26 protein-coding genes and 1 tRNA gene are annotated in these 15,511 nt (G+C 43.7%); 5 read left to right on the top strand and 22 right to left on the bottom strand.

Annotated elements, in window-relative coordinates; genetic code table 11:
* The 21 genes from DW793_RS12110 to DW793_RS12020 form a co-directional block, all read right to left on the bottom strand.
* Positions 1–405 (bottom strand): hypothetical protein (locus tag DW793_RS12110; RefSeq protein ID WP_147342204.1); only part of this gene is annotated, 405 nt, incomplete at its 3' end.
* 375 nt (positions 406–780) lie between these two features.
* Positions 781–1,182 carry a hypothetical protein gene (locus DW793_RS14475; RefSeq protein ID WP_147342203.1) on the bottom strand — a complete coding sequence of 134 codons (402 nt, stop codon included), beginning with the start codon at positions 1,180–1,182 and terminating at the stop codon, positions 781–783.
* Positions 1,115–1,462: a DUF3850 domain-containing protein gene (locus tag DW793_RS12100; protein ID WP_118158280.1), complete on the bottom strand. Its 348-nt coding sequence runs from the start codon at positions 1,460–1,462 to the stop codon at positions 1,115–1,117. Before DW793_RS12100 ends, DW793_RS14475 begins: the two co-directional genes overlap by 68 nt.
* A complete protein-coding gene (locus DW793_RS12095; RefSeq protein WP_242992047.1) occupies positions 1,459–2,571 on the bottom strand; it encodes a hypothetical protein in 1,113 nt (370 codons plus the stop codon). Before DW793_RS12095 ends, DW793_RS12100 begins: the two co-directional genes overlap by 4 nt.
* 2 nt (positions 2,572–2,573) lie before the next feature.
* Complete coding sequence (locus tag DW793_RS14470; protein ID WP_147342202.1) at positions 2,574–2,768, bottom strand: hypothetical protein; 195 nt, start codon at positions 2,766–2,768, stop codon at positions 2,574–2,576.
* Positions 2,769–2,777: 9 nt separating this feature from the next.
* Positions 2,778–3,143, bottom strand: coding sequence for a hypothetical protein (locus DW793_RS12090; protein WP_118158279.1), 366 nt, complete (start codon positions 3,141–3,143; stop codon positions 2,778–2,780).
* Complete coding sequence (locus tag DW793_RS12085; RefSeq protein WP_252969876.1) at positions 3,127–3,510, bottom strand: VRR-NUC domain-containing protein; 384 nt, start codon at positions 3,508–3,510, stop codon at positions 3,127–3,129. The genes DW793_RS12090 and DW793_RS12085 overlap by 17 nt, the downstream gene beginning before the upstream one ends.
* A gap of 4 nt (positions 3,511–3,514) precedes the next feature.
* The gene (locus tag DW793_RS12080) at positions 3,515–5,041 is read right to left on the bottom strand and encodes a DEAD/DEAH box helicase (protein WP_118158278.1); all 1,527 of its coding nucleotides are present in this window, start codon (positions 5,039–5,041) and stop codon (positions 3,515–3,517) included.
* A 288-nt stretch (positions 5,042–5,329) separates the two neighbouring features.
* Positions 5,330–7,291, bottom strand: coding sequence for a DUF927 domain-containing protein (locus tag DW793_RS12075; protein ID WP_118158277.1), 1,962 nt, complete (start codon positions 7,289–7,291; stop codon positions 5,330–5,332).
* Complete coding sequence (locus DW793_RS12070) at positions 7,269–7,685, bottom strand: single-stranded DNA-binding protein (protein ID WP_118158276.1); 417 nt, start codon at positions 7,683–7,685, stop codon at positions 7,269–7,271. The genes DW793_RS12075 and DW793_RS12070 overlap by 23 nt, the downstream gene beginning before the upstream one ends.
* On the bottom strand, positions 7,685–8,539 hold the full coding sequence (locus DW793_RS12065) for a hypothetical protein (RefSeq protein ID WP_117940069.1): 855 nt from the start codon (positions 8,537–8,539) through the stop codon (positions 7,685–7,687). Before DW793_RS12065 ends, DW793_RS12070 begins: the two co-directional genes overlap by 1 nt.
* A gap of 11 nt (positions 8,540–8,550) precedes the next feature.
* A complete protein-coding gene (locus DW793_RS12060; RefSeq protein ID WP_118158275.1) occupies positions 8,551–9,357 on the bottom strand; it encodes a PD-(D/E)XK nuclease-like domain-containing protein in 807 nt (268 codons plus the stop codon).
* Positions 9,354–9,659: a hypothetical protein gene (locus DW793_RS12055; protein ID WP_118158274.1), complete on the bottom strand. Its 306-nt coding sequence runs from the start codon at positions 9,657–9,659 to the stop codon at positions 9,354–9,356. The genes DW793_RS12060 and DW793_RS12055 overlap by 4 nt, the downstream gene beginning before the upstream one ends.
* Entirely contained in the window at positions 9,652–10,050 is a 399-nt protein-coding gene (locus tag DW793_RS12050) for a hypothetical protein (RefSeq protein ID WP_118158273.1), read from the bottom strand. The genes DW793_RS12055 and DW793_RS12050 overlap by 8 nt, the downstream gene beginning before the upstream one ends.
* Entirely contained in the window at positions 10,028–10,189 is a 162-nt protein-coding gene (locus tag DW793_RS14775) for a hypothetical protein (protein ID WP_181988365.1), read from the bottom strand. The genes DW793_RS12050 and DW793_RS14775 overlap by 23 nt, the downstream gene beginning before the upstream one ends.
* Positions 10,167–10,319 carry a hypothetical protein gene (locus tag DW793_RS14770; protein ID WP_181988364.1) on the bottom strand — a complete coding sequence of 51 codons (153 nt, stop codon included), beginning with the start codon at positions 10,317–10,319 and terminating at the stop codon, positions 10,167–10,169. The genes DW793_RS14775 and DW793_RS14770 overlap by 23 nt, the downstream gene beginning before the upstream one ends.
* Positions 10,319–10,519 (bottom strand): hypothetical protein, encoded by a 201-nt coding sequence (locus tag DW793_RS12040; RefSeq protein WP_118158272.1) that lies wholly within the window; start codon positions 10,517–10,519, stop codon positions 10,319–10,321. The genes DW793_RS14770 and DW793_RS12040 overlap by 1 nt, the downstream gene beginning before the upstream one ends.
* Positions 10,516–10,794: a hypothetical protein gene (locus DW793_RS12035; RefSeq protein WP_118158271.1), complete on the bottom strand. Its 279-nt coding sequence runs from the start codon at positions 10,792–10,794 to the stop codon at positions 10,516–10,518. The genes DW793_RS12040 and DW793_RS12035 overlap by 4 nt, the downstream gene beginning before the upstream one ends.
* Positions 10,795–10,938 carry a hypothetical protein gene (locus tag DW793_RS14765; protein ID WP_181988363.1) on the bottom strand — a complete coding sequence of 48 codons (144 nt, stop codon included), beginning with the start codon at positions 10,936–10,938 and terminating at the stop codon, positions 10,795–10,797. It abuts the gene before it with no gap.
* A gap of 188 nt (positions 10,939–11,126) precedes the next feature.
* A complete protein-coding gene (locus tag DW793_RS12025; RefSeq protein WP_118158269.1) occupies positions 11,127–11,312 on the bottom strand; it encodes a carboxypeptidase in 186 nt (61 codons plus the stop codon).
* 39 nt (positions 11,313–11,351) lie between these two features.
* Entirely contained in the window at positions 11,352–11,606 is a 255-nt protein-coding gene (locus tag DW793_RS12020) for an XRE family transcriptional regulator (protein WP_186490164.1), read from the bottom strand.
* A 203-nt stretch (positions 11,607–11,809) separates the two neighbouring features.
* Here DW793_RS12020 and DW793_RS12015 point away from each other — a divergent pair, with 203 nt between their 5' ends.
* From DW793_RS12015 to DW793_RS11995, 5 genes are all read left to right on the top strand, one after another.
* Positions 11,810–12,196, top strand: coding sequence for a helix-turn-helix domain-containing protein (locus tag DW793_RS12015; protein WP_117956691.1), 387 nt, complete (start codon positions 11,810–11,812; stop codon positions 12,194–12,196).
* Between the two features lies 1 nt (position 12,197).
* Positions 12,198–12,401, top strand: a complete 204-nt coding sequence (locus DW793_RS12010; protein ID WP_181988362.1) for an ImmA/IrrE family metallo-endopeptidase — start codon at positions 12,198–12,200, stop codon at positions 12,399–12,401.
* An 18-nt stretch (positions 12,402–12,419) separates the two neighbouring features.
* Positions 12,420–12,965 (top strand): hypothetical protein, encoded by a 546-nt coding sequence (locus DW793_RS12005; protein ID WP_118158266.1) that lies wholly within the window; start codon positions 12,420–12,422, stop codon positions 12,963–12,965.
* 32 nt (positions 12,966–12,997) lie between these two features.
* Entirely contained in the window at positions 12,998–13,870 is an 873-nt protein-coding gene (locus DW793_RS12000; protein WP_252969875.1) for a restriction endonuclease, read from the top strand.
* A gap of 162 nt (positions 13,871–14,032) precedes the next feature.
* Complete coding sequence (locus DW793_RS11995; RefSeq protein ID WP_118158265.1) at positions 14,033–15,184, top strand: site-specific integrase; 1,152 nt, start codon at positions 14,033–14,035, stop codon at positions 15,182–15,184.
* 52 nt (positions 15,185–15,236) lie between these two features.
* Here the strand turns inward: DW793_RS11995 and DW793_RS11990 are convergent.
* A tRNA-Ser gene (locus DW793_RS11990) sits at positions 15,237–15,328 on the bottom strand.
* Between the last annotated feature and the right edge of the window lie 183 nt (positions 15,329–15,511).

Here is a 15,511-nt window from a genome sequence, read left to right as displayed (position 1 = left end):
TGTTATAACAAAATTGATATTTATCGAATAAAATATATTATTCTGTTGAACTTCTTGAAGGGTTAATGTATCATCGAAATCATCTACAATGTTAACCTCTTGGGCATATTTATAGCCTTCTTTATGAATTTGGCTATCTAACTGCGTTATAGTTTCATTGCGTAATCCTTCCACTAATTCTTCAAGTGCTATTTTGTTGAAGTTTGATTCTGCTAATAAATAATCTTTAAACATTCCTTTTAGCTGATCTTCACAATTACAACATATGCAATTTCCATTCTCAAATCCATCATAAAATATTCGGCTTTTTGCCTGTTGTCCACATAAAAAACATTTTGTAGTAAGTTTATTGGTTTGATGTTCCTCCATTTTAAACGGTTTATTACCATTAAATTTGACTACCAAGTACAATCACTCCTCATAATAATATTTCTTAAATAATATCACTAATCAGAGCGAAAATCAACGAAATGCACCGAATTTCTATATACTGCATAAAAGTCAATTACCTTTTTTATGCAACATATCAAAATTCGACATTTATGAACCTTTTGTGACACAACGCAAAAGACACCCCATAGGAGTGCCTCTTGTGAAAATATTATAAGGAGTTTTGTAAATGGTGGAGCAGATGTTGAGCTGGCACGCTCTCGACCTGCATAGCCCCTTACGGGGCTTAGAAAATTGGAGGTGACTTCATGAAAGTACAAGTCTGAGGTACATCTACACTTTCCTCAGTTTAAATTATAACACAGGTAAAACGCACAAAACGCACAAATATCACTTTTCTTGCAAATATCTTTGGATTTTCATTCGCACTCCACTCTCAGACATTCTCCCACCACTAACCTGCATAGCTATCTGCAAGTACGTCTTACCCTTGATGAATTTCAGCACGAACATTCGCCGCGTCTGATAGTCCTCTATCCCCTTGATAAATTCCTCCACAGCCCTCTGCTCACGCTCTAGCCGTGCCTGCTCGCACAGCAATGAAAGTGTATCACCACTTGGCAGAAAGCCGTCTATGCGTGTGCTGTGTGGCGTGTAGGACGGTGGAGTGCATACGCTGATACTGTCGGCAACGTACTTGCCTGAAAGCTCTGCCTTGATGTCCTCAATGGCTGAGGCGTTCCTGCGGTAGGCTTTCAGGCGTGACATGGTCATTGGGTCGTTTATTTCCATAGGCTATCTCCTCTCTTATTCCCAGCACAACATACCCATTCTTTATTCCCCAGCCGTTGAGGATATATGTTATCCTGTATGTATGTCCTGATATCTCATGTTTTGCGTGTTCTCTTACTGTGCCGTCTGAGCTACGATAAGACGTTCCGTCAGTCGGTATAAATCTTATCAGATCTCCTGTCTGAAAACCCCTGTCATTCTTTCTGACCTCGAAAGTTTTCTCGCCGCTCATAACAGCGTCACAAAATTCTATGCTAAGTTTCAGATTATGTGTTTTCATTCTTTTGCCTCCTCGATATCCAACAAACTAAGCTGGTTATTTTTCATATCAAATACTCTGTCACGCCATTCAACGCCGATATAGTCAAGAACTCTTCCCCAGCCGTACTTTGTGCCGTCAGCATCTTCACAACACTTGTTCATCCAGAAATCCCACTCTTTTTCATTTCTTTCACGAAGCCTGTCAAATCGGTGAGGACGCTGTTCCATATGTATGCCGAAACCGCACATTGAACAGCCTGTACGCTGAGCTTTTGTTGTGCAAAGCTTTCCGTCAAAGTCACGTTTTATCTCGCCATAGATTGTAGGCACAGGCACATTCAGGTCAAGTGCAAGTTGTAGCAAGTCCTGCCTTGTAAATATGGCAAATGGTGCTGAACGTATCGTGCTTTTGCCAAAGTAATTGCAGCCGTTAAGCATTAGCGATTTTTCACGTCTGCCACCCTCGCTTGCCATAAGTCCTAAGAACGGCACGCTCTTGTGTTGCTTTGCCCAATCATCACACGGCTTTTCTTTCATCCAGAAACAGCATTGTGATGATACCTTAAACGGCGGTATCTTGTAGTCAACGCCCTCGTTTTCATTTTCGTAACCGCCAAACAGTTCAAGCCAGCGCTGAGAAAGCTGCATTCTTGTATGTTTGCGAAAACCGCCATACTCTCCCGTTTCACCCGTTATGATAGCGTGACGAACTGTCTTGTTCTTGTCCGTAGGGTGTGCAAGCAGTTCTATTTTTGCGGCTGTTTCTTTTGATAGTACAGGAAAACCATATTCCCGTATGATATCTATTTTTGACTTGTATGGGCTTAATTTTATCACACCAAGTTGCTCGTGTATCTGCTGAATAGATTTGTCTTCAAGACTAGATACCGATACACCTGGAACATAACTGAAACCACAGTAATCATGTATAAATTTCAAAAGCGTTATGCTGTCAAGTCCGCCTACCGATATGTGCGTATTCAGATTTCTTTTGTCACACTCACGAATGAACTCCCTTACTCTGACCTCAGCGTATTTGACCTTGAACTCATACGGCATTTTCTGCTTAGTTTGGAAAGCTGCTATCTTCTGTTCATTGTCTTTGGTACGCTCCTCATAGCTTTTCACTTTTATCCCTCCTCAAATCTCGGGCATTCCGTCACAGTATACGAATGTATCATACCGCCCTTTTGCGCTTCATACATTCTGTGCTGACACGTCCTCCAACCATCGACAGGTCTGCGGCCTATGGACCATGCACAGCCTGTGAGGTATTCTCCTGTTATCTTATCCTTTGTCGCACTGCGTGGCGGCAGTGCCGACAAAGGGCGTGGTCAGTGTGTTTCATTGGCTTTGCCTCTCCCCATACCACACAGGATATCATTGAGCCTCTTGCAAACCTCACAGCCGTCATGATGTATCTCGTACTGACATTTCTGAAATACCTTAGCATATTCCCCATATGTCTGCCATAGATCAAGTGCATAAGCCCCATTGATGTATGCCCTGTATAGTTCCTTCTTTTCATCAAGCGCCTGTTTCTTGTCTATCTGCCCCGCTCTGAACTCTCGGTACACAATGCAAAGCGACTTGTATAAAAGCTGTTCTGCCTGTGTCAGCCCCTCTGGCAGTGGAAGAAGCTTTGCCGCTATTCTGTTCAGCTCGTCTGCCTTCTTTACGACTTCAGCTTTGACCAGCATTATCATCACCGCCAAGATAGTGCATTAGCATATCAGCCGCCTGCTTCCAGCCGTAGCATATCGCCGCCAAATAGTTCTGCTTGCCAAGCTCTGCAAACCACCACATCTGATTATCTGAGGGCTTGCCATTCTCTGCTTTGAGCTCTATGAACAGCCCTTTGTTTTTGCCCCGTGCCACAGGTAAAAACAGGTCAGGAACACCTGACTTTACGCCCATAAGCTTTAGTCTTTTACCCTCTCTTGGGTCGCAATGACGTTCGTTCGGTATGTGAAAGAGCAGTTTGAGTTCAGGATAAGCCTTGCGTATGCTCGCCTGCTGCGTCCACTTGATAAGGGTCATTTGCTCTCTGTCTTCATTTCTTGCCATATCCTCACCCCTTGATTATCCTGTTAAGTATCTGACTTGCTTCAAACTTTGTCAGATTTTCTATGTCGATATCCGAATTGTTGAGATACTTCCTGCCTCGTCTGCGGATAAGGTTTTTCTGACTATCAGTAGCAGGTGCTTTGCCCCACTTGCGACAAATATTCAAGTCCCATATGTATTTGCTGTCCGCCTCACGTTCGCAAAGAAGAGTGTACGCCTCGTCAAGTGCCTGCTGCATAGGCATTTTCTGTCCCTGCCATATTGCCATGCCCAAAGCGTCGGGTGCAGATATCCTCAGCGTTTTTCCCTTACCAAGACTGCATTTCATATCGCCGCTTGGCAGCTTGAACCAGTTCACATCATGAGTGATATACTTCTGCTCCTGCGCCCACAAGTCAACGATACGAACATTCTTTATCCAGCTTTCAGGACAATCCGACATCATAGTAGCCTTTTCAGGAAGCTCAAATAGCATTCCCTCCATTTTGTCCTGACTCTTCTTTGGCAGCTCAGAAATGTCAATACCGAGCAAACTTGGAGCTGTTCTCAGGCTTGCTTTGCCTGTTACTCCTACGCAGTCGATGAGTGTGAGCTTGTCCTTGTCAGGGTGCAGCCTCAGCCCTCTGCCTACCATTTGCGTATACAACGCATCTGACTGTGTGGGTCTTGCTATGATAACAGTTTCCACAAGGGGAATGTCAGTACCCTCAGTGAACACCATGCAATTCACAAGACAAGGTATCTCACGCTGAGTAAAACGGCGTATAATGTCAGCCCTGTCCTTAGTCTGACCTGTGACTACCTCAGCCCCCTCGATGCGTTTTGCTATCTCGTAGCATTGTTCTACCGATACCGCAAAGATAAGCGTTGCACCTTTGGCGTGTTCTCTATACGCTTGTGCTATAGCATCCGCAGTGCCGTCCATTGCTTCTGCTAGCTCGCCCGGAGCGTAGTCGCCAAGCCGTGTATGTACCGCTGAAAGGTCATAGCCTATGTCAGCACGTTTGCAGAGGATATCACACAGATAACCATGTTCAATGCCCCAACGCAGGTCACGTTGAAATATGATATCATCAAACACATCATTCAGTCTGCATTTGTCAGCCCTGTTAGGCGTTGCCGTGAAGCCCAGCAGAAGACGTGGTGTGAAGTGATCTATGACCGTCTTGTAACTCTGAGCCGCTGCATGGTGAGCCTCGTCTACTATGATGATATCAAAATCATCAGGTGAAAACCTGTCAAGCCTATGTGTCATGGTCTGGATACTTGCAGAAACCACCTCTTCGCTGCCGTCAGTATGGTACTTTGACATTTCAACACCCTTTGTGCAGTCAAAGTATTTCAGAGGCTGATTTACAAGTTCCTCTCTGTGTGACAGAATAAGCATACGTCCATGACGTGGGATATTCGCAAAGGTCACTGTCTTGCCAAGACCTGTTGCCATTTGCACAAGATGTTTTCCTTGCCCTGCCTGCGTTATTTTATCTATACACTCCTGCTGATAGTCACGGAGCTTTATTCTTGCATTCATTTGATGTTTTTTACCTCCTTATGTGGGACGTGAGGGACAGTGTGGGACAAACGTCCCACATGAAAACTATGCGTATTTACGCACTTTTCAGGGTGTTGTGGGACTGTGGGACAAATTCGCACATTTTCCTATATAGGAAAACACACATATATTTTAACAATGTGTGAACAAAGCCGTGATTCTATATCACCTATTTAAAACAGGTATATATAGGGGGAAAATGTCCCACAGTCCCACACTATGCAGAAAACCACGCATTTACGCTGCTTTCCTCGTGGGACTTATGTCTCACAAAATGCCGAAATCCGATATATCCGTCCCACGCATTTCTTCTTCGGTGTAATAGTCCGGTGTTTCATCTGGCAATCTCAGTACAACGCACTCAACGTTCACGCCACCGATACGCTTGCCACGAGTATTGTTGCGCCCTCTCACGAGTATCTTGCCGTTAGATTTCAGCCAGCTAAGCAACGCCCTTGTGTCGAAGCCCTGTTTTGAAGCCGCTTCATCGAACTTTGAGCGAATGATATATGCAAAATCGCCCTGAATAAGCCCAAACACTTCGCCGTTATTGTCTTCGCCTGTAGCAAAGCGTTTGCTATTAGAAGCCACCCAATCGCACATATACTGATACCCTCGTTCACCTGCTGATACTGATTTTTTGGTTTGCAAATACCGTGAGATATCGTCAATTGTTAGTGGCTCGTTCGTTTTGAACACGGACGCTTCTGCAATCATATCAGCCGTGAGTATCATTGCCGCTGCCATTGCCTGCTTTTCCGTTGTATCCGACTTGCAGAGCTTGGTGAAATAATCGTTATAGACCTCTTGTGCCATTGTCAAGGCTTTTTGAGAGGACAGTTTTGCAACGAACTCTCGCCCTGCAAAGCCATAGTTTTGTTTTATCACTGCTGATACTGCCATGCCGTCTGCTATCACGATATTGTTTGCTGTACATTCAATGTCGATAACTCTGTTTACCGCTCCTGCTCCTGCTGAACCGCCCACTATGGGGCTTTCGCCTGTGGTAAGGATAGTGTTTCGCCATGTTGGTGTGCGTTCTATGCCGCCTGTTTTCGTGCCCCTAGAACGTCCAACACCCTGAGCAAGCTGATAAACGTCAAATCGGCTTCTGCCATGACTATCTTTGCTGAGCTGGAGTTCGTCAATGAGAAACGGCAGGCTATTGAGAAACGCTGCTGTTCGCTCGTGGCCGACAACTGTGCTGTTGAACGTCTGAATGTATTCGCCCATTTCGGGAGTTCCCCAAACAGAAGCCGCAAGCATTAAAGCAACTGTTTTGCCTGTGCCTGAATCAACGCCCCACAAGTGAACGAAGAACGGCAGACCGCCTAGCGGCTGAATAAGTGCACTTGCGAAGCTCGCCGCAAGAAATATCTTTGCGATCACGCTTTTCCTGCGGCAATCTATAGCGACTTTTTTCCATTTCTCATAACTGCCATGACTTTTTATAGCACTAAAAATGGTGGAATAATTCTGCTCACCGTCAAATGTCAGCCCCTCAACGTATGGTGAAAAGCCTGCGCCGTTTATGTAGCCAAGCCTGCCCACTGATCTTTTCAATGGCAGAGAATTGCGGTTAAGGCTCTCTATCTCCTGAAAGTATGAAACAAGCTCTTTGGCAGTTTCAGAAGACACATCAACGCCGCATTTAACTAACTGTGAAATGTTTCGGCTGTTGTAAAGTATCTCCTTTGAAACGACTTTTTCCTGCCACTCTCCACGAGTGCGGTAAGCTATGTTGAGCTTTTCCTCGCCTGTGTCAATGTTCTGCAAGCACTCAAAGGGTATGATCGGGTGATGGCAGATAACGTGATAGTTACCGCTTTCATCAATAAGATACACACCGCCGTCATCAACATTGTATTTGCCTGCGTCAAGCTGCATATATGGACCTGAAAACGCAGTGGGGTTATTGATGATAACGTTCGCCCCACGCTGCATTTCTCGCATTTTGACATAGTTTTTATACAGTCCTTTGAATGTCTTTACGCCCACCTCTGCCGCCTGCTGAGCCATTTGCTCAATTTTCAGGTTGTGCATGAAAGGGTCGTTTTTGTAATCGTATATCGCTTCGTATGGCTTTTCTGTATAGAGAAAGTCGTCTTTTGTATACTTTACAGCAACGGCGGTTTTCACCGCTTCTGCGTCGCTCATGTCGATATCAAAATGCTTTTCCTCATTCGCATCAACGTCAATGATATCATCAGAATGGCGTTCCCTCATCATTCAACACCTCCTCAAAGTCGGAAAGGTCACCGCCTAGCTCTTGCGGGGGTGCTGCTTCTGCGGTAGGCTGTACAAAAACGGCTTCGCACACAAGATGTACGTCAACTTTTTCTTTACCGTCTTTGCCGGTATATGGCTTTTTCTCCACCTTGCCCACACAAAACACAACGTCAAATTTTTTCAGCGCCTTTGTGGCTCTTGCTACAGAGTGCCAGCACTGGCAGTTCACCCATACGGCTTCACCACGCTCACCTTGCACCTTTGGCTGACGTTCGCCCACTTTTACTGAAAACTTGGTGAGCGACGAGTTATTGCCGCCCACCTGTTTGTATTCTGCGTCCTTTGCGAGAAAACCACTGATGATAACAGAGCCGTCGGGTAATCTTGCCTGCATTAAAGCACCTGTTCTTTCTCGGTCTGGAGCTGGTCAATTTCTGCTGAGATATCTGTAGATATCTTCTCATACTCAAACCACTCAGAAACCTTTGTGTTTTTGTCTTTAAGAGAATTGAAAATGCCGATATAGTCGGTGAGATCTTCGGCTGTCATGGTGTCAAGACCTCTGCCAAGACGTTTCTCTATCATTTCCTGTGTAACGCCCAGCTTCTCGAACTCGACCACCATTTTTCTTACACGATCCGTAAGAGGAATATTATTCTTTCCTGCAAGGGTCTTTCTACATTCCGCCACAGCCTCTTCAACGAAGTCCGCAGGAAGCACCGCAAGTATCCTTGCTCTGAGCCTGCGTCCTGCCATATTGGCATTGTTCTCATAGATATCACGCAGGCTTGTGAGGGTCTTTATCTTGCCCTTGACTTCCTTTGCGTGCGGATTGGTGAAATTCTGCACCGACATTGTGTTCGTCTCCAAGTCCCAAGCATACGCCTGCATTTCTGACTTGCCGTTGTCCTGAGAAAGTTCCTTGATGCCAAAGTCAATATTGCCCCAGCACCTTGCAAGCTCTTCCGCAAGTCTGATAGTTGGTCCTGACACAGTTTCTCCGCCTCTCGGATAGCTGTAAAATGCCTTGTTTGCAAGCCCTGTACGCTGACAAGCTTTCTTCATGTTGGCAAAAGCCTGTATCTCATTTCTCGGAAATCTCTTTGCGATAACAAGCTTGCCCTGTGCTTCTGCAATGGCTCTGCTTGCTTCGATAGCGACAGTGCCCTGATTGATGTTGTCAAGAGGCATAGTGCTGTTCTGCGGTACTTCCGGTGTTACTGTTACTGCGTTTGTTATTTCGTCCATATCGTTTCCTCCTATTCGTATTCTCTAGCCAGCCAACCCGGCAGGCTTATGACGTTCAAATCGCCGTTTTTGCCGTTGTAGCTGTACCAGTTACCTGTTTTAAGACACTCTTTGAGAGTGTAAAGATAGTCGTTAAGGTCTTTTGTACCTTTCTGTATGATGAAGTCATCAGCCTCAAGGACATTGCAGGCATATGGTGGTGACTTTTCAACAGCGATAAAAACAAATCTATGAGGCTTGCGCTCAATTTCTGACACACCCTGCGTGTACATTGCCGCCTGCAAGTCATAGCCATATTTAATACAACTGTGCATAAAACTGTCCGTATCGGCATTTTCTGTGGTTTTTAGGTCTACTATGACAGACGTTGACCTTAAATCTGTTCGGCAGTCGGGGCGGCATTTGAGTTTAAGCCCCGTGAGCTTGTCCGTCCAGAAGTATGATTTTTCATGTTCACCGCCGTTAAGCAAAGCGGCAGCATACTTGTTTGACATCACACTTTCAGCCATTGCCTGTATCTGTGCAAAAGCGTCCTCGCTTATGGGTATCTTACCGCTTGCATCTATCTGAGCCGCAAGTGCCTTGCCCTCTTTGGTGCGCCTGTCAAGCTTCGGAGCGACTATGTACTCGTTGTCGAACTTGTCCTTTTCAAGAACATAAGCATGGACGGCTGTGCCGAAAGCAAGTGCAGGGGTTTCAACTTCGGGATTTTCAAGGGCGTACTTGAAATGTGCAGGCGACTTTGACAGCTTGAAAAGCTGAGAGCGGCTGAACGCTTCGTCATTGCGGTAATCTTCCGCAGACATTTGTTTTTTCATTCGTCATAGTCCTCCTCGTCATAATCATAAAGATCATCTTCTTTGTAGTCCAGAACTAGCAGAGCCGCCAGATCACTTATTTCTACGTCTTCGTTCTCAGATATGCGGTCGATAAGCATTTCTCTGAAACAATCCTTGCAGTACTCCACATTCTCACAGATGTACATACACTCTGTTTCAGGGTCTATCTCGTTGCCACATTTGTCACAGTTGTATGTGGTGACGTTGCGGTCAAGTCCGCAGTGCTTGCAAGGCAGACCTAAGGCTGTACAGCCCACGCAGGTATTGTATTTGCTACGCATTTGGAACACCGCCTTTCCCTATCCTCGCAAGCTCCTTTTTCACCTCAACCATTGCCCGATATGACTGCCCCAGGTCGAAGGCTTTCTGCTCGTTATCGTCCATACGTTCGTAAATTTCCAGTATCAGCTCACAAGCCTTGCAAGCCTTTTCTGCCTCTTGACATATCACCGATTTTGTGCTATCATCAAACTGTAATATTGAACCGGTATCTTTTGATACCTCCGAGCTTGTGCTGTTGGCAGACAGTGCAGGCTCGTTTTTTATGTACTCTGCAAGATATGTACTGCACATACGGTGCTTATCGCTGGCACAAAGCGGACAGCCGTCGCAATCTGTGATGTCACTAGCACAGCACTCCACCGCCTTTTCAAACTCCTCTTTCGTTATCATCGTTATCCTCCCTTTCAATAGGTCTTACGCTCATATACTGCCTGCCGTCATAGTCCAGCTTCTTAACAGGTTCAATCCCTTTCGCACGGAACGCCTTGCAGACCTCTTGTGATTCTTCACAGGCTATCAGAACTTTCATTGTTCTTATCCTCCTTTTTCTCAAAACCTTTCTCCCAGTGCCTATCCGCCACGCTCAACACAAGATACATCACTACATCTATCCCTGCAAGCACGGCTACTGTTATTAGCAGTATTCCTACAATGTTCATTACCACTTTCCTTTCGTCTGTATTTCGACTTTGACTATGGGTCTACCTGCTTCTCTCACCGCACGCTTAATGCTCTCCTCTGCTTCCTTGTAGGCAGTTTCTTTTACGCTTACATACCACCTGTATGCTACATACATTGTAAGCACCACCAAGAGCGCTACCGCTGCGGCACATCTGATTATCTCTAACACGGCTATCATTTTCTCACGTCCTTTCCGTAAAGCGTGCGGAGTTTTTTAAGCCTTTTCTCGAAGTTGTCGATATCAATGCCCCACACCTCGTAGGCTATCTCGGTATTGACCGAGTGTGGCAACCATGAATTCACACCACGCTTTTCCATTTCTTCCTTAACAGCTTTCTTGATCTTGATAGTCTGCGTTTCACCTGTGCTGAACAGTGCCTTGATATCCGCATTGGTTATTTCGGGCTTTTCATAGTACAGCCGCACTGCCGTTTCAATGTCCGGTGACCTCATTTATCTCACCTCCTCGATTGTCAAGACATTCTCATGGGAACTAACACTTGCCTTTGTCAGAGCCTCGTACTGACTCTTTGCGGCTATTGTGAACACCCTTTTATAATGATACTGGTCTACTGTTGTTACTTTGTACAGTTTCATTGCTTTGTCCCTCCTCATTGTGTTTTCTGTCATTTCTGCTTCCAGCGAACATATCCTGCAAACATTGCTAGTTATCATGAGAGACAACGGAATTGTGTTGTCAAGCCCTATTAGCATACATATACCGAATGCAAGCGGACTTGCTAGACACAACGTAATACCGAGATAGTACGCTATCTTTTTTAAATTCAACGTTTGCCCTCCTCATATTGTGATCTTGTTACAATCAGCTCTCCGTCAAGAGTCCAATACTGAATGACCTCTCTACAGGGGTCATCTTCTGTTCCTGCACCTTTCAAGGCTCTTGTTACGATCACCTGCTCAACCTTAGCACTGTCACACCCTCTTGGAATAGCAGTAATTTTCTGTTCCACTTTCTCACCCTCTCTTTTTCTGTCCGTTCAATCGGACTGTTAGCTGTTGACATTTTCAGTGTTCTGAGTATAATTAATGTCAAGGACTTCATTGATAGCCGCTTCAATCTTGTTTGACTTTATCTCACCCGTCATTATCTTATACAGGTTTGATGTATCGAGATAAGTTTCAGGAAGAAGCTTCTTGACTTCCTCAATGAGCCACTTCTGTGTCTTGTTGAGCTTAACAAGTCGCACCTTGACTTCCACGCCGTACTCAGTCAGCGGTCTTTTACGTTCACTAATAATTAACACCACCTTTGCATAATATTCACACTAATATGTGTTTTACATATTGACAGTTACGTTTAAATGTAATATAATATATTTACCAGATACAAATATTACGCTCTTGCGTATTGCCTTGACTGTATTATATTACACTTTTGCGTAATTGTCAAGTGAAAATTACTCTTTTGCGTAATTTTGTTATATTACACAAATTATGAGGTGTAACTATGTCAGAATTGTACAATAGAATTGAAAGCTTGTGCAAAAAGAGAAATATAAATGTAACAGTAATGTGCAAAGAAACAGGTGCAAGCAGAGGCTCTTTAACCGATTTAAAAGCAGGCAGAAAAAAGAAGTTATCTACAGATACACTATCAAAGATAGCTGAATATTTCGGAGTTTCTGTTGATTATTTGTTGAACGGTGAAGATAATATCAAAGTCGAAGCACATAACGAGCCTATATATCTTGATGACGAAACAAGAGATATAATAGATGAGCTGAGAACACGACCAGAAATGAAGATCCTCTTTAGTGTGTCAAAGAACGTCACCAAAGAGGATATAGAAGCTACAGTTGAGATTTTAAAGCGTATGCAAAAGGATAGTGAATAGATTGGATTATTGCATTAGATACGTTCCTTTGCCCATAACGGTAAAGGGTGTGACAGCAATGGATTCTGACGGATTTTATAATATATACATAAACTCTAGGCTATCCTATGAGGAACAAAAAAAGACTATAGCTCACGAAATGGAGCATATAGTCAGAGGTGACTTTTTCAGCTTTGATGCGCTTGAAGAAGTCGAGACGATGTAGACATAATGGAACAACAAAATGAAAACTTACGAAAACGCACTTCAAATAATTGCCGACAACTACGCTATTATTGGTAAGGAACGGCACGAACTAGCCGCTATGGTAATCGATAAATATAAAAATTCTACCGAGCCTTTTGATATTCTTGGCGTTGCTTACGCTTACTTGTGGCAGGGTGCAAAGTTCAGACAAGATGCTATTTCTTATTTTGAAAAATATTTGTCTGAGTACTCGGATATAGAGTTAAATTGTCACTGTATAAAAAGGTGGTCTATCTACTCCGATTTAGCAACGCTCTATGAAAAGGAATATAAGTATCAGGAAGCCATTTTATGTTTGCATAAGTGCATTGCCATTGACGATCATTCAAATGCCGCTGATTATATTAGAATCGGTGACATTTTAGTTAAAGAGGATATAAGCAAGGCAGAAGATTTCTATTTAAAAATCTTGAATGACCCTAAACTAAGTAAATACAAAAGACAGTTTGCTTACGCTCTTGATGAGGTTATACAAAAGAAAAATAGGGGCTATGTTTACAGACCCCGTAATAAGAAACAATAACTAATTATAATTCAAATTACAGAGGTGACAGAATGTCCTCAAAGAAACGCAAATCAGAGCCGGGCTGCATTGCCACTATATTCGGCTATCTGATATTTGTCTGCATAATCGCTCTTATCATAGACCTTATTAGAACTCACATATCCGAGCGAGCCAAACATAACCTTATGGTAGTTGCTATCGTGATCGGCGTTATCATATTCATAAGCATGGTCTGCACCATTTACCGCAAGCTTCACAGAAAGTATACTTTGAAACAACTTGATAAAATGGACGGACACCAATTTGAATATGCCTGTGCTGATATTCTGAAAGCCAACGGCTACAAACACGTTAAGGTCACAAGAAGCTCCGGTGACTTTGGCGTTGATGTCATTGCAGAGAAAGACAAGGTCAGATATGCGATACAATGCAAGCGATACAATCACAAACTTGACAACACCCCTATACAAGAAGTTGTCGGCGGACTTGCGTACTACCAATGTGACAAAGGTGCCGTTATGACAAATCAGTATTTTACCGAGCCTGCCAAACAGCTTGCACAGGTGAATGATATAGAGCTGTTGGACAGAGATACGCTTTCACATATGGTTGATAAAACAGAAAAGTCATTTGATGATAAGCTTAATTTATTTAGATCTTATTTGACCGGCTCATCTACAATGCTAGTTGCTTATCTCGAAAAGTGTGGAATTTATTCAAGGATAGAAGATATAAATACTAATACCAAAACACTGTCATTTACCCTTAAATTAAAATTTGCAGATGACATCGAGAATATAAAGGCAAAGAAGAAAGCAATTTCCAAAATAACTAAAGCGAAAGTAATTGATATAGTGCAAAACGAGAATGATATGATAACTATCATTGTTCGTACACCGAGAAAATACAGAATAAAATCATAAAAAAAAAGTCCTCCGAGCGTTGACAGCGCTCAGAGGACAGGTGAACTGATATTGACAGTATCAGCTCGATTCAAATTCACACTAACCCATTAAGAAAGGGCGAATTTTGCCCTTTTATTGTAGCACACTTTTTTAGGAGTGTCAAGAATAGGAGGAATATTTATGCCGATCTACAAAATGACGGACAAGAACGGAAAGAACATCAGAAAAGACGGTCTGCAAAAATATCGTGTGCGTGTCAATTATACGGACAGTTTCGGAAAGTCTCATCAGATAGACCGTGTGGCGTTCGGTGCAGAGACGGCTAAGCAGCTTGAAATCCAGCTTACACAAAAGCTCAACGCTAAAGAGATAACTCCGAAAATGACTATCGGACAGCTATTCACGGAGTACATCACAGCCAAGTGTTCAGAGGTCCGTGAAACATCACTGGACAAGTCCCTAAGAATACTGAGAAAGAACGTCCTGCCCACCTTTGAAAGCGTGAGGATAGATAATCTGAACGTACCAATGGTGCAGAAATGGAAGCAGGAGCTGTCAGAGCAGGGATTGGCTATCGTCACACGAAAGAACATTTACGGCGAATTTCGTGCAATGATGAACTATGCTGTGAAAATGGAATACATTCCGAAAAATCCCGTTATCACCGCAGGCAACTTCAAGGCGCCCCTTGAAGCCAAGAAAGAAATGCTTTTCTACACGCCTGACGAGTTCAAGAAATACATATCGACGGCTAAGAATTATGCTCAGGAAGCAGAGGACGGCGGCTCAATGTACGAATGGAACTACTATGTATTTTTCAACATAGCATTTTACATGGGTATGCGAAAAGGCGAGATATACGCTCTGCAATGGACGGATATAAAAGACGGCTACATATCCATCACCAAGAGCATTGCTCAGAAGCTAAAAGGCGGTGATCGTATCACGCCGCCAAAAAACAAGCCAAGCATACGGACGATACAGATACCAGAGCCGTTAAGAGCAGTGCTGTCAGAACATTACGAACGCTGTAAGAAAGCTGTACCGAAGTTCAATGATGATATGTACATCTGCGGCGGTGAGCGTCCTATTCGTGACACGTCCCTTGAAAAGACCAACAAGAAGTTTGCAGACTTGGCAGGTGTCAAACGTATCCGTATTCATGACTTCCGTCACAGCCACGCTTCCTTGCTTGCCAATGAGGGCATAAACATTCAGGAGATAGCACGGCGTTTAGGTCACTCCAACATATCAATGACATGGAACACCTACTCGCACCTCTACCCACGAGAGGAAGAACGTGCGGTGAAGATATTGAACACAATCGTGTAAAAACCGTGTATACAAAAGAAAACCACCGTATTTACGGTGGTTTTTGTTCGTTTGGCGGAGATGGAGAGATTTGAACTCTCGCTACGGTTTTGCCGTACTACCGCATTTCGAGTGCGGACCCTTCAGCCACTTGGGTACATCTCCTTGTGTCAACTATACTATTATACAAGTAATCACAAAAAAAGTCAAGCCCTTTGTGCAAATTTAAGCACAAAGAGTGTAGTGCTACAATAGATATTGGACAAAATTAAGAAAAAAGAAAAGAGAGATAGACAAAAATCTGATAAAATAAAGTTACCACACCAAATTCAAATCAGAAAGGAAGCC

It is taken from the genome of Ruminococcus sp. AM31-15AC, from assembly GCF_003462045.1.
Lineage (GTDB): Bacteria > Bacillota > Clostridia > Oscillospirales > Ruminococcaceae > Hominimerdicola > Hominimerdicola aceti.
The sequence above is the reverse complement of the archived record's forward strand: the minus strand, read 5'-3'. Positions and strand labels throughout refer to the sequence as shown.